This is a genomic window from Microbacterium sp. M1A1_1b (assembly GCF_053345565.1).
The window spans coordinates 45717-58306 of record NZ_JBKFAJ010000002.1 but is presented as its reverse complement, the minus strand read 5'-3'; the positions used below and the strand labels follow the sequence as shown (position 1 = coordinate 58306).

Annotated in this window: 15 protein-coding genes; 7 read left to right on the top strand and 8 right to left on the bottom strand. The window is 71.5% G+C overall.

The features are described from left to right. Window positions 1-131: 131 nt before the first annotated feature. The 3 genes from ACLBWP_RS04875 to ACLBWP_RS04865 all read right to left on the bottom strand — a co-directional run bounded on the left by ACLBWP_RS04875 (window position 132) and on the right by ACLBWP_RS04865 (window position 2938). Window positions 132-662, bottom strand: coding sequence for a putative immunity protein (locus ACLBWP_RS04875; protein ID WP_447654304.1), 531 nt, complete (start codon window positions 660-662; stop codon window positions 132-134). A 217-nt stretch (window positions 663-879) separates the two neighbouring features. Next, window positions 880-1731: an alpha/beta hydrolase gene (locus ACLBWP_RS04870; protein ID WP_447654303.1), complete on the bottom strand. Its 852-nt coding sequence runs from the start codon at window positions 1729-1731 to the stop codon at window positions 880-882. 70 nt (window positions 1732-1801) lie between these two features. After that, window positions 1802-2938, bottom strand: coding sequence for an alpha/beta fold hydrolase (locus ACLBWP_RS04865; RefSeq protein WP_447654302.1), 1137 nt, complete (start codon window positions 2936-2938; stop codon window positions 1802-1804). Between the two features lie 286 nt (window positions 2939-3224). Here ACLBWP_RS04865 and ACLBWP_RS04860 point away from each other — a divergent pair, with 286 nt between their 5' ends. From ACLBWP_RS04860 to ACLBWP_RS04830, 7 genes are all read left to right on the top strand, one after another. Then, window positions 3225-3623, top strand: coding sequence for a hypothetical protein (locus ACLBWP_RS04860; protein ID WP_447654301.1), 399 nt, complete (start codon window positions 3225-3227; stop codon window positions 3621-3623). A 362-nt stretch (window positions 3624-3985) separates the two neighbouring features. Continuing rightward, window positions 3986-4261, top strand: coding sequence for a hypothetical protein (locus ACLBWP_RS04855; RefSeq protein WP_447654300.1), 276 nt, complete (start codon window positions 3986-3988; stop codon window positions 4259-4261). A 40-nt stretch (window positions 4262-4301) separates the two neighbouring features. After that, a complete protein-coding gene (locus tag ACLBWP_RS04850; RefSeq protein WP_447654299.1) occupies window positions 4302-4697 on the top strand; it encodes a BlaI/MecI/CopY family transcriptional regulator in 396 nt (131 codons plus the stop codon). A gap of 30 nt (window positions 4698-4727) precedes the next feature. After that, complete coding sequence (locus tag ACLBWP_RS04845; protein ID WP_447654298.1) at window positions 4728-5636, top strand: M56 family metallopeptidase; 909 nt, start codon at window positions 4728-4730, stop codon at window positions 5634-5636. A 149-nt stretch (window positions 5637-5785) separates the two neighbouring features. Then, window positions 5786-6493 (top strand): ABC transporter ATP-binding protein, encoded by a 708-nt coding sequence (locus ACLBWP_RS04840; protein WP_447654297.1) that lies wholly within the window; start codon window positions 5786-5788, stop codon window positions 6491-6493. Between the two features lie 977 nt (window positions 6494-7470). After that, the gene (locus ACLBWP_RS04835) at window positions 7471-8019 is read left to right on the top strand and encodes a hypothetical protein (protein WP_447654296.1); all 549 of its coding nucleotides are present in this window, start codon (window positions 7471-7473) and stop codon (window positions 8017-8019) included. Further along, on the top strand, window positions 8016-8324 hold the full coding sequence (locus ACLBWP_RS04830; protein WP_447654295.1) for a hypothetical protein: 309 nt from the start codon (window positions 8016-8018) through the stop codon (window positions 8322-8324). The genes ACLBWP_RS04835 and ACLBWP_RS04830 overlap by 4 nt, the downstream gene beginning before the upstream one ends. A gap of 79 nt (window positions 8325-8403) precedes the next feature. Here ACLBWP_RS04830 and ACLBWP_RS04825 read toward each other — a convergent pair whose 3' ends face one another. The 5 genes from ACLBWP_RS04825 to ACLBWP_RS04805 are packed head-to-tail and all read right to left on the bottom strand — an operon-like array spanning window position 8404 to window position 12590. Then, complete coding sequence (locus tag ACLBWP_RS04825) at window positions 8404-8940, bottom strand: hypothetical protein (protein ID WP_447654294.1); 537 nt, start codon at window positions 8938-8940, stop codon at window positions 8404-8406. Then, on the bottom strand, window positions 8937-10265 hold the full coding sequence (locus ACLBWP_RS04820; RefSeq protein WP_447654293.1) for a DUF58 domain-containing protein: 1329 nt from the start codon (window positions 10263-10265) through the stop codon (window positions 8937-8939). The genes ACLBWP_RS04825 and ACLBWP_RS04820 overlap by 4 nt, the downstream gene beginning before the upstream one ends. Continuing rightward, the gene (locus ACLBWP_RS04815) at window positions 10262-11353 is read right to left on the bottom strand and encodes an AAA family ATPase (RefSeq protein WP_447654292.1); all 1092 of its coding nucleotides are present in this window, start codon (window positions 11351-11353) and stop codon (window positions 10262-10264) included. Before ACLBWP_RS04815 ends, ACLBWP_RS04820 begins: the two co-directional genes overlap by 4 nt. Further along, a complete protein-coding gene (locus ACLBWP_RS04810; RefSeq protein WP_447654290.1) occupies window positions 11350-11859 on the bottom strand; it encodes a hypothetical protein in 510 nt (169 codons plus the stop codon). Before ACLBWP_RS04810 ends, ACLBWP_RS04815 begins: the two co-directional genes overlap by 4 nt. Further along, entirely contained in the window at window positions 11856-12590 is a 735-nt protein-coding gene (locus tag ACLBWP_RS04805) for a DUF4129 domain-containing protein (protein ID WP_447654288.1), read from the bottom strand. Before ACLBWP_RS04805 ends, ACLBWP_RS04810 begins: the two co-directional genes overlap by 4 nt.

The following is a 12590-nucleotide window of genomic DNA, read 5'->3' as shown; positions in this document are numbered from 1 at the left end:
ACGTCCTTCCGCCGCTCTGCCATGGATGCCGTACCCCGTTCCTCGTCGAGCGGATCGAGCGTACTTCGGACAGGGCGGCTCTCATCTCCGACGAACCGCGAGCGGACGATGACCGGTCGGCGTCGCAGAGCTCAACGCTGCGCGAGCGCCGCCTGGATCCGTTCGATGTGTGCGCCGAGCGCACCCGACGCCAGCAGCCCGGGTCCGAGGGGCCCGGACTGGTCTTCGCCCAGCAGCGGGAGTCGCCGGAGGGCTGCCTGCACGGGCTCGCTCATGTGCGCCAGCTGCCAGGCCGACTCCTCGCGACCACCGCGTCCGGGGGCGGCGAGTTCAGCCGCCAGCGCCGCGTAGGCAGCTGCGCCGAGCGCGTGCGCGCCCATGTGTGCGACTCCCGATGCCTGCCCCGCGGCCCGAGCGGCCGCCTTGCCTGCCGCGGACGCCGCCGCCTGGGCGGCACGGCCCGCGATGAGCCGGTCACGGATCTGGCTCGCCGCGTCCAGATCGCCGCGACCGAACCGGCGGGCACGCTCGACACCGTCCCGAGCGCGGGTCTCGTCCGGTGCCTCGGCCTCGAACACGGCGAGCACGCGCTCGGCACAGTCCGCGGCCCAGCCGGCGACGAGACGGCGGTCGGGTTCATCCAGCGTCTGCGGGGAGGGCACGTCGACAGCCTGCCACGTGTCGGCGCGCATCCTGGTAGCAGGTGCTCGTCGCCGATCGGCCCGAGCACGTGCCGTCGACCTACGCGCGCAACACCGTGTACGTCACGACGCGCGGGATCTTCTCCCACCCCACGCGCGGAACAGGCGGTCGAGTTCCTCCGGACCGCGCCGATCGCTCCGGCCGATGTTCTGATCCATCGGGGCCGACGGCACACCGTCACACGCCGTGGACTGCCGGCTGGTCTGACGCGGCCGGCACACCGCGACCTGGCTGCAGATGGCGCTGCAGGAAGGTGAACGTCCGCTCGAGTGCATCGGTGCGAGTGCTCATCTCAGCGAAGCTGTGCTGCCCGCCCTCGACGAGCATCAGCTCGTGTTCCACACCCTGCTCCTCGAGCGTCCTGGCGAGTGACAGGCTCTGCTCGACCGGCACGACGCGGTCGGCGGTGCTGTGGAGCAGGAAGGTCGGCGGCGCTCCGGGGGTGATGTGGTCACCCGGGCGGAACCACTGGTCGGTGTCCGGCCCGAGCGCTGCCCGGAGCGGTGAGGTCGGTTGGTCGAACGCGCGGGTGATGGTCGGGTCGTGCATGCCGTACCAACTCGCGACCGCGCTGATGCGTTCCGCTGCGGCGGCGGTGGCACCGACGATGGTGGCGATGGTCGCCCCGGCGGAGTTGCCCCACAGTGCGACGGCGCTCGGGTCGATGTTGAACTCGATCGCGTGTGCGCGGAGGTGACGGAGTGCCTGGCGGACGTCGTCGAGCGGCGCGGGGAACCGCGCGAGGTTGCTCGTCCGGTACTCGACGCTGGCCACGGCGACCCCGCGCTGTGCGAGCCCGACCAACGCGGGCAGGTACCGGGCTCGGTGGACGTTGCGGAACCCGCCGCCCTTGATGAACACCACCAGTGGTGTGGGTTCGGTGGACACCGGCTTGAGCAGGTCGAGGTGTAGCTGCTGCCCGCCGGGCAGCAGACCACCGTCGCGGAACTGCTGGTACACGAGATCCGGGTAGGACTCGACGAACACGTGACTCGGGGCACGGAGCGGGACGGTCGACGATCGGTTCACGCCGCCCATCCTGGGACGGGAGGCTCGGTGCCAGCTGGCACCGAGCCTCCTGTCCGATCAGTGGTCGCGTCTACCGCGCTCCGGTTGCCGTCGAGCTGATGAAGGCGGTGACGTCCGCGATGAACCGCTCGGGTTCTTCGTCGGTGAGCATGTGTCCGGAGTGCTCGTAGACCCGGAACGTCGCGTCCGGGACGAGCGCGGCGAGCTCTTCCCCGGCCGCCGGCGGGTTCAGCCCGTCGGACCTGCCGGACAGCACCAGGGTCCGTGCCGTGATCCGGAGCAGGTCGGGACGCAGGTCGAACCCGGCGAGGGACCGTTCCACGGCCGCGCGTTCCGCGTCGTCCAGGATCACCTGGCCCGCGGGCGGGGTCCCCGTGATCGCATCGCGCCGCTCCTGCGGTGTGTCCGGCGACCACAGCGCACCGCCGATCAGCTGCAGCAGTTCCTCGGGCGCGACGGACCTGGTGTCGATCCCCCAGCGGGCGATGTACGCGGCGACCGAGGACGTCGTGCCGTGGGCCTTCGACACGACGAGCACCAGGTGCGTCGTCCGTGCCGGGTCGAGGATCGCGGCCTGCGCGGCGACGTAGGACCCCATCGAGATCCCGACGACCGCCGCGCTGTCGTACCCGAGGGCGGCGATGAGGTCGTTCACCGCGGCGCCCTGGTCCGCGAGCGTGAAGTGCTCGGGGCGTGACGACCTGCCGTGCCCGAGCATGTCCGGTGCGATGACCCGGAACTGCCGCGCCAGGGCCTCGGCCACCGGCACCACAGACGAGGAGTCGCCGTACAGGCCGTGGATCAGCACCAGCGGTGGGGCGGCGGGATCGCCGAACTCGCGGTGGAAGACCGTCGAACCGGATGCTGCGATCGGGGGCGTGTCCACGACGAGCTCGGCGACCTCGACCACCGCATCGTCGGGCATCTCCGGGTAGTAGTTCTCGCGCAGCTGGCGAGCGAAGACCGCCATGTCGGTGCCGGCCGGTTGGTGCGCCTGTTCGGCGGTGAGGGTGTCCAGGCGGTGGCGGCGGACGGACAGCACGGTTCCGTCGAGTGGTCCCGTTGTCGGGTCGTCGTCGAAGACGAACCTCGCTCGGCCGACCGGGACCGCCTCGTTCCAGCGCACGGTGGACACCTTCTCGCCGCTCAGCATCGCCTGGTGGTGCTTGCGGTGGAAGTGGATCGTGTTCTGGGTCGAGTCGGTCACACCTCCACCCTGCCGCACTCCACGTCGGCACGGCACGCGCGGTGCCAGCCGGTGCTCCCCCGGTGCGATCGCGGAGTTGTGCGATCTGCTGAAATGCTGCACGCTGGTCCCGGGTACATCAGGGGGATCGTCGGGAGCGGAACGGAGAGACCGTGCTCGAACAGATGCAGGGGGTTCCGTGATGATGAAGGACGTCCGACACGGCAGGTCCGTCGCGGTCGCTCTGGCTCTCGGCTGCGCAGCTCTCGTGCTGTCCGGCTGCAGCAACCACTCTGAGGAGCCCACCATGAAGCCGTCAGAAGCGAAGCAGTCCGTGATCGAGTTCGTCCAAGAGTCGTCGAAATCGGCCGGGGGGACCTGGGCCCACCTCAGCGGTCCCGGAATCCGAGAGTGCAGCCAGGCAAGTGGCGCCCCCGGCACCATGTTCGTCTACGTGATGAAACGTGCGGACACCACAGGTGCGGACGCACGCAATGACGTCAAGGCCGTCAGCAAGCACTGGAAGGACGCCGGTGTCGATGTCGAGGAGTACCAGAGCGGCGGGCCCAATCCAGTACCCGGGGTCCGCGGTCGCGGCGGCCCGGTCATCTCGGCCAGCTTCGACGCCTACCCCGGCAACTACCAGATGTCCGCGGTCTCCAAGTGCTCCGACGGGATGCCCGACAAACTCCGCCTCGAGAACTGATCGGCCGAACTCGCCTCGCCTTCGGCTCCGCGGGCATCGCTCCTTCCGCGTCAAGCCACCCATCTGGAGATCCCACTGTGCGACCTTCTGACCTGAGACGTTCGATCATCGACGATGCTGACAAGTCCGTTGCCGCGGCAGTTGGTCGCCCTATCAACGTGCTTGCGACCGTTGTTTGTGCGGCGCTCCTCGTGTCCGGCTGCAGCAGTCGGCCGCAAGAGCCGTCCATCCAACCGTCCGAAGCGAAGCAGTCGGTCATCGACTTCGTCGAGCAGTCCTCGACCGCAGCCGGAGGGTCCTGGGAACACGTCAGCGGGCCCGGTGTCCGTGATTGTGAGCAGTCGGGGGGCGCTCCTGGGACGATGTTCGTCTACATCGTCAAGCGTGCGGACACCGCGGGCGCCGACGCACGGAGCGACGTCAAGGCCGTGAGCGTGCACTGGAAGGACGCCGGCGTCGATGTCGATGAGTACCAGAGCGGCGGCCCCGATCCAGTACCCGGGGTCCGCGGCCGCGGCGGCCCGGTCATCTCGGCCAGCTTCGACGCGTACCCCGGCAACTACCGGATCTCTGCGGTCTCCAAGTGCTCCGACGGGATGCCCGACAGGCTGTCACAGGAGGGCTCAGTGACCATGTGAGATCTCCCCAAGCCCAGCCGCTCTTGCTACATTCAGTCGCATGTCAGCCGATCGGAAGGGACTCGCGGGTCAGTTCGGGCCGCTCGAGTTCGCGATCCTGGAAGCGCTCTGGGCGGGCGGGGAGTCGTCCGTGGCTGAATGCGCAGAGCGTCTGAACGGAGGCCAGGCGTACACGACGGTGAAGACCGTGATGGAGCGGATGACGGTGAAGGGGCTGCTCGTGCGCCGCAAAGAGTCCCGTGCCTATCGGTACGACGCAGCGCGGACGCGTGACGAGATGAACCGTGACGCAGCCGAGCGGACGAGCCGCGAGCTCCTCGCCGGGTTCGGCAGCGTGGCAGTGAGCAGTTTCGTGGACGCGATCGATCCGACCTCTCCGGAGTTCGACGACCTCGTGGCACGGCTCCGAGCAATCGCCGGGCGGGACGAGGAGTAGACGGGGCACTGAGCTCGTCGGGGGATGAACATGGACATCGGAGTGATCGGCTACCCGCAGGTACTGCTGGGGCTGTGGGGACCGCTGGCCCTCCGCGTCGCCTGGTTCGTCTGGACACGCCGCAGCGCCGGCAGCGTCGCACCAGCCACACGGTCACTCGTCACCGCGGCGGTCGCAGTCGCGCCTCTCGTGGCACTCTTCGTGCCGTTCGACCCGTCCACCCCGCTCCGGGACGCCCTCCCCTGGCATGCACCCCTCGCCTGGGGCATCGCGCTCGCACCGCCAGTCGGCGCGGAACGATCACCGATCGGACTGGTGCTCACGCTGTTCGCGGTCGTCCCCGTCGTCTCCGTCCTCGTGTCGTTCTCGATCGGCGTCGTCGAGGTGATGGTGTCGCGGTGTCGACTGGCTCGGCTCGTCACCGGTCGACGCGGAGACCTGCGCCTCATTGCCGAGAAAGACTGTCTGACCGCGTGCGTCGCCGGGCTCTTCGTGCCACGCGTGTACATCACTGAGTCGGCGCTCGGCGAGTCACACGCGTCGGCGGTCATCGCCCACGAGCGCTCACACCAGCGTCGTCTCCACCCGTTGCTCAAGTGGACCGTGGGGTGCGCGCTGCGCGCGTGGTGGTGGATCCCCGGCGCGCGCGCGATGCGTCGGGACCTCGTCGTCTCGACGGAGCTCTGGGCCGACGATGCCGCACGGCGCAGCGTCGGCGACCGTGCAGTGGCGTCGGCACTGCTCGGCTCGATCCAGCAAACCGGCGTGGGCGGACTCCGCACGGCCGTCTCTGTTGCCGGTCTCGTCGGTTCCGAGAGCGTCCTCGAGGTGCGCGTCGCGGCGCTCTGCATGCCGGTGCGACCTCGCGGCAGCGTGCAGCGATTCCTCGTGCCTGCCCTCCTGCTCGGCTCGCTCGTCCTGTTCGTCCTGCTCTTCTGAGCTGCCTGGGGCTTCGTCGTCCTGATCCGGCCGGGTGCGCGCGGTTCTGCTACGTTGTGTAGCAGTTCGCAGCGGGGCGAGCACGACGGAAGGGGACCACGGTGGACCATGCGGCAACGACAGGGCGGGGACGTGGCACGGGGACGACGGTGGGTGAACCGGTCGCGGAGACCGGCGGTCTGACGAAGCGATTCGGCCGGACAGTGGTGGTCGACGGCGTAGATCTGATCGTTCGACCCGGCAGCGTCTACGGTCTGCTCGGGCCGAACGGGGCGGGCAAGAGCACGACGCTGAAGATGCTGCTCGGTCTGCTCAAACCGACGTCGGGCGGCGTCCACCTGTTCGGCGAACCCTGGAACCGGGCGGCACTCAGCCGAGTCGGTGCGAGTGTCGACGGACCAGGCCTCTACGAGCACCTCTCCGCCGCGCAGAACCTCGGGGTACACGCGGAGCTGCTCGGGCTCGACCGGGGCGGGATCGACACGGCGCTGGACATCGTCGGACTCGCACACACCGGACGGAAGGCCGTCCGGCACTTCTCGCTCGGGATGAAGAGTCGGCTCGCTCTGGCGGTGGCGCTCCTCGGCGAGCCGGAGCTCGTGATCGTCGACGAGCCACAGAACGGGCTCGACCCCGAGGGGATCGCCGCGACGCGCCGACTCCTGCGGTGCATCGCGGACTCCGGTCGCACGGTGCTGCTCTCCAGCCACGTGCTGGCCGAGGTGGCAGCGGTCGCCGACGACATCGGTGTCATGGCTGCGGGTCGGCTCGTGTACCAGGGGGCACTGGCAGACCTGGCGCCGGACGGCGACCTCGAGCGGGCGTACTTCGCGCTCACCGCGGGCGGTGTGCGGTGACCGCCTCGGCTGGTGTGGTGTCGCTGCCGCGAGTGGTCCGCGCCGAGGCGCTGCGGTGGCGGCGCGACGTGGCGGCATGGCTGCCGTTGGGCGGAGTGGTCGTCGGCGCGGGCCTCGGCGTCCTCTCGAGCGGCGTCCACACCGGTTCCGGATGGGGGGCCGTGCTCGCGTGGCTCAACCCGTGGGCGGTGTTCGTCGGACCGATGCTCGCCGCGCTCGTCGTCGGCGTCTCGGTCACAGGCGACCGCGCGTGTCGTGGCGGTGGGACGTGGTGGCGGCCGGTCGACGCCCTCCGAGCGGACGTTGCGAAACTCGCGGTCGCCGCCGTGTTCCTCCTCGCAATGGACCTCCTCGCCGTGATGGGAGTCCTCGGCGTCGGGGCGACCCACGCCGACGGAGTGTTGCCGGCGCTCCGGGTCCTCGGGGTCGTGGTCGTGCTCTGGTCTGGGTCGCTCTGCGTGGCCGCGGTCGGGCTCCGCGTGGCCCGACGTCTCGGCGTCCTCGCAGCCCTCGGCGTTGGCGCCGTGTGGTGTGTCATCGGGGCCCTCGCCGCCGAGAGCCGTGTGGCGTCGTTCGTCCCACCGGCCTGGGCGGTCCGCGCGACCATTCCCCTCCTCGGAACACACGCGAACGGCGTCCGACTCCCGAGGTCCTCCGCTCTGCAGCTGATCCAGCCATTCCCCCTCGCGCTCGCCTGCATCGTGTTGGCCGTGGCGATCGTGGTCGCACGCCCGCCGCAGTCCCGTCCGTCCGGGGTCTCGCGGGGTGCTGGTCACCGCCGGCGAGTGGACCGCGTCGGACCAGGAGCTCCCGCACCACTGCGGACTGTCGACGACCGGGAACACGGAGCCGAACTGGTCGAGCGCGCAGTCGGCCGCCGAGCGGTACGACCCAGTGCTGCCGGTGCGGTGGCCGCATCGCTGCGGCGCACACCCATGTGGATCCTTCCGGCAGCATCGCTCGCGCTTTGTCTCCTCATGACACGCTGGCAGTCACCGGACCGTGTCCTCGTCATCGTCCCCGTACTCGTTGCGCCCGTCGTCGCGTTCGTCGCGCCGATGGCGCTGTGGGGTCGGCAGCGACCGGCCTGGCGAGCGATCGCGAGCCGGACGGTGCCGATCGAACGGATCGCGGGTGCCCTCGCGCTCATGAACGCGGTGCTCGCCGCCGTCTCCGTCGTCGTGCCGCTCGTCGTGCTCAGCCTGCTCGCCGGAGCGCGGCCGCCTCGGGTGCTGCTCATCGTCGGCCTCGGCTGTCTGACGGTACTGGCAGTGTCAGCCTGGCAATTCGTGTTGGAGATGTCCGTCGGCCGCGTGGTGGCCCTCGCCGTGGGGATCGTCGGTACGTTCGGCTCGCTGCTCATCGGCGGCAGTGGGCTCGGCACGGTCTTCTGGATCGTCGACCCGTGGTCCTGGGGCGCCTTCGGCTCGCCAGCACAAACGGTGGTGACCGTCCCGGTCATGCTGGTGGCTCTGGTCCTGGCATGGTTCGCGATCGCCCGATGTGGACGGCGGGCTGCAGCGTGAGTGATGACCTGCTCGACCTCGATCTCAGTGCCGCGCCGCGTCCTTCCGAGATCCCCGATGTCCGCCTGTTGGGTCGTCCCACCGTGAACGCGCAGCCCGTGCGTTCGACGAAGCCGCTGGAACTGGTCGCGGCGGTGGCGCTCGCCGGCGGTCGGTACTCGCGAGACGGTCTGGTGTCGGGCATCTACGGCGGCGAAGCGTCCGATTCGGCAATTCCCGCGCTCGCCGATCGCTCGGTGCGGCACACCGGCCCGGCATCGTCGCCTCCTCCCGATCTCCGGAGCGGAACCGTGATGGAGATGTGACGGGGGTGTGCCGGGGGTGTGCCGGGGGTGCGACCGGCCCTCGCGACCGTGGCTCTGGCCGGGTCCTCGCTCTGCACGGTCAGCGCTCGGCGTCCTCCCGAGTGCCGAGCAACGTCGGCACGAACAGGCCGACCGCCAGCGCGAGGAGCGCGACCGCACCGGCGACCGCCAGCCAGATGCCGCCGACCGGGCCGGCATCCCCGAACCGCCCGACCACCACGAACGCCACCGCCTGCGCACCGATCTGCACCGCGATGAACCGCAGTGCCGAGGGCAGGAGCGCTCGCAGCTGCACCCGCGCGGTCCGCGGCATCCACGCCCAGAGCAGACCCGTCGCCAGCACGAGGTGCGTCGTCAGGACGAGGACCACCAGGCTCATCCCGTCCAGGCCCGCGAGCGCGAGCTGCACGACGAGCAGCGCGGCGAACGGGCCGCGGGGCAGGAGCGCTGCGGCCACCGCGAGGACCACCGCCACGACGAGCCAGCCACTCGCGCCGATGACGACGACTGACCCGACGACCCCGGCGACCAGGCCGAGCGCACCGATCGTCCACGCCGGGACAGCCGGACCGATGGACGGGGCTCCGGCGCGCTCCGCCCGCGATCCGACCCTCATCCGGCCCTCCGCGGACGGCTCAGCAGCCGGAGCTGCACCGCTGGGGAACCGCCGTCACGCGTCTGCCAGCGGATCAGCTCGACGCCGCTCGCGGCCATCTCCGCGAGTCGGTCGTCACGCTCGAGGGCGACGAGCCGGAAGGCTGCCCGCTCCCACTTGTCCGCGTCGCTCGTGTCCGGCGTGGGGAGCACGTCGACCGCGACGACGCGGTGTCCGGTGGCGGCCCACGTCATCGCCATCGACGCGGCCTGATCGTCGAGGAAGGTCGACAGGACGACCACCAGCGACGCTGCCGGCACGAGGGGCATGCGCGCGGTCGACACCGCCTCACCGCCCGGGGTCACGGACGCGATCGTCGAACGGAGTCGCTCGAGGTGCCGGGTCCCGCCGCCGGGTTCGACCGAGCGTGCGGTCCCGGCCAGGTCGCGGAAGCCGACCCGGTCCCCCGCGCTGATGTAGGCGGTCGCCAGCGAGACGGCAGACTCGCGCGCAAGGTCGAGCGACGTGGCTTCGTGCGCCGCGTGCCGTGCGCCGCCCCACTCCGTCACGTCGGAACCGAGGTCATCGCGGCCGTCGACGACGAGGACGACGAGCGCGTCCGCCGTCGCGAAGGTGCGCCGGACGTACAGGTCGCCAGGCTGCGAGGCCCGACGTGCAGTCCGCCGCCAGTCGACGCGCCGCAGCCGGTCTCCCGGTGCGAACAGTGCGACGTCGCGGAACTCTCCCCCGTCGCCCGGGCGAGTGGAGTCGTGCGCTCCCGTGATGCCCGTCACCCGACGCGGCATCGGCAGGTGCTGCATGCGCAGGTGCGGCGGTGGGATGACGGCTGCGTGGACGGGGCCCGGCGCCGGCACCGTGACCGCGAGGCCACCCCGTCCGAGCAGCGAGACGTGTGTCCGCAGGATCTCCTGCGGCCCGGAGTGCGCGATCGGAACGGTCCCGGCCAGGTCCTCCGCCCTGCCGGGGCCGACCACCACGACGTGCCGGCGGCCGCCCACGACCCGGAACTCGAGTGCGACTGCCTCGGCAGACGGCGGCAGCAACGCCGCCGTGCGGTAGGCGACACCGCGGCCGGAGGCGGACGGGGCGAGCGTCGTCGCCACCCTGATGGCAGCGCCGCCCAGGCGCACCCGCGCACCGAACGCCGCTGTCACCAGGATCGGCAACGCCACGACCGCGAGCTCGGCTCGCCCCAGGACCAGTCCGAGCCCGGCGAGGAACACCCCGGCGGCGAGCGCGGACACGAGTGCCGGGTTGCGCGCCCACGCCGGCGTGATGTCGGAGCCGGCCGACGGGCGGGCGGCGGCTTCGTCGGGAACGCTCACCGCGCCTCCAGGCCGGATGCGCCGGACGCACCGGACGCACCGGACGCGCCGGACGCGCCGGACCCACCAGCACCGGCACCGGCACCGGCACCGGACCCACCCACCCCGACCACCGGCGGTCCCGGCACCTGCGCGACGATGCTGCGGATGACCTGCGCCGGGTCCACCCCGTTCGCCCATGCCTGCGGCGTCAGCGAGATCCGATGCGTGAGCACCGCGACCGCGGCGGTCTTGACGTCCTCCGGCGTCACGAAGTCCCGCCCGTCCATGACCGCCCGAGCGCGTCCGACCAGCATCAGTGCCTGCGCGCCGCGCGGCGATGCCCCGACTTGCACGTCGCGATGGGTCCGGGTCGCGCCGGCCAGGTCGACGCAGTACAGCGCGATGTCGTCGTCGACGTGCACGCCCTCGACGCTCGCCTGCATGCGCAGCAACTCGGACGCGTCGATCACGGCGGGGACGTCCGCCACCTCGTGCCGCCGGCGGACCCGGTTGAGCAGCACCTGCTGTTCGCCCTCGCGGCTGGGGTACCCGACGGACAGCCGCACCATGAAGCGGTCGAGTTGGGCCTCTGGCAGTGCGTACGTGCCCTCGTACTCGATCGGGTTCGACGTCGCCAGGACGTGGAACGGCCGCGGGAGCGGGAACCCCTCACCCTCGACCGTCACCTGCCCCTCCGCCATCGCCTCGAGCAGCGCCGACTGCGTCTTCGGCGACGTCCGGTTGATCTCGTCGGCCAGGAACATCCCCGCGAAGACGGGACCGGGCCGGAAGACGAACTCGGCAGTCGTGGGCGCGTAGACGAACGACCCGGTGATGTCGGCCGGCAGCAGGTCCGGCGTGCACTGCAGCCGACGGAAGTCGAGTCCGCACGCGGCAGCCAGGCTGCGCGCCGCCAGGGTCTTGCCGAGCCCGGGGACGTCCTCGAAGAGCACGTGCCCGCCGGCCAGGACGCTCGCGAACGCCAGCTCGAGCGGTTCGCGCATCCCGACGACGACCGAGCCGACCGTGTCGAGCACGTCCCGCGCGCGTGCGGCGACGTCGGCGATGGGCATGTCGGGTGCCGTTCCGGGCGGGGTCACGGTCATGGCTGCCTCTCGGTCACTGTGCGCTCGATCGCTGTGCGCTGGGTGGTGGGTTCGATCGCCTCGATCGCGGTGAGGACGGCACCGAACGCGGCGAGGTCCACTTCGGGTCGCCGGTCGCTCAGCAGGACGATGACGACCGTGGGCGGGATGACCGCTTCGATCGCAGCGCGGTCGGCCGGGTCGTCCAGATCGAGTCGGTGGTGCGTCCGCAGGCGGTGCCGCGCGACCGCGCGAGCGCGGGCGAGCGCCCGCTCCGGCACGCCGCCGTGGGACCGGAGGGTCCACGCGGTCTGGGACAGCTCGCGGCGGGCGCCGGGCGCGGTCCGGACTGGAGGCTCGGGCCAGGTCAGCGGGACGCCGTCGCGGACCGCGGTCCACGTCAGGCCCACCGCGGCGACGATGCCACCGACGGCGAGCGACTGCACGACGCCGACGCCGAAGAACCAGGTGATCCCGGCCGCGACCACGGCGAGCAGGACGACACCGACGGTGGACCGGCGGGTCACGATCGGTCCGCCGGAGCGCTGGCCCACTGCCGGTCCAGCGTCTGCAGCGCATCACGCGCCGCCTGGACGTCGGCCGCGGTTGCGGGAACGCCCCCGAACCGCACGGCGAGGTAGCAGCGACGCAGGGTGGCGAGCGCGGTCTCGTCGACGTCGAGCTGCCGGAGGATCCGCGTGGTGAACTCCGTCGGGGTCTCGGCGGCCCCGCGGTGGAAGCCGGCGTCCTCGGCGGACTCCTGCAGCCCGAGCCACGCGGCGGTGACGGCGTCGGAGGGGTCCCGCGGCTCCGACAGCTCGTCGAGCGCTCGACCGATCCCCCGCCGGATGTGCGCCAGCCCGACCGCCGCCGAGGGGTCGACGGCGACGTCCACGGCGAGCGCGCCCACGTCGATCTGGTCCGGGCGGACACGGCGGCGTCGGTTGCGCAGCAGGTACCACAGCACCAGGACCACGAGCATGCCGACGATCACCGTCGCGACGACGAGGACCCACGTGGTGTCGACGTGCTGGGCAGCGCGTGCGCCGAGCGGCTGCGGTTCGCCGGTGGACTGCGGCTGAGCGGTCTGCTGCTGCGGCGGGACACTGGCCCGGGCGACCGTCGGTGACCACCGTGCGCCGGTCATGACGGGGCGCGCTCCGAGGCCGGCTGCGACGACGACCAGCGCACCGAGGACGAACGTGACGACGGGGACGAGCGGGGAGCCCCCACGGTGCGGACCGTCGTCGTTCGCCAT

What these genes read in the sequence shown, in the direction of transcription:
- ACLBWP_RS04845 (WP_447654298.1), top strand. Translation starts at nt 4,728, where the DNA reads ATGGACATCGGAGTGATCGGCTACCCGCAGGTACTGCTGGGGCTGTGG.
- ACLBWP_RS04860 (WP_447654301.1), top strand. Translation starts at nt 3,225, where the DNA reads ATGAAGCCGTCAGAAGCGAAGCAGTCCGTGATCGAGTTCGTCCAAGAG.
- ACLBWP_RS04835 (WP_447654296.1), top strand. Translation starts at nt 7,471, where the DNA reads ATGACACGCTGGCAGTCACCGGACCGTGTCCTCGTCATCGTCCCCGTA.
- ACLBWP_RS04805 (WP_447654288.1), bottom strand. Translation starts at nt 12,590, where the DNA reads ATGGCGAACGACGACGGTCCGCACCGTGGGGGCTCCCCGCTCGTCCCC.
- ACLBWP_RS04815 (WP_447654292.1), bottom strand. Translation starts at nt 11,353, where the DNA reads ATGACCGTGACCCCGCCCGGAACGGCACCCGACATGCCCATCGCCGAC.
- ACLBWP_RS04850 (WP_447654299.1), top strand. Translation starts at nt 4,302, where the DNA reads ATGTCAGCCGATCGGAAGGGACTCGCGGGTCAGTTCGGGCCGCTCGAG.
- ACLBWP_RS04855 (WP_447654300.1), top strand. Translation starts at nt 3,986, where the DNA reads ATGTTCGTCTACATCGTCAAGCGTGCGGACACCGCGGGCGCCGACGCA.
- ACLBWP_RS04825 (WP_447654294.1), bottom strand. Translation starts at nt 8,940, where the DNA reads ATGAGGGTCGGATCGCGGGCGGAGCGCGCCGGAGCCCCGTCCATCGGT.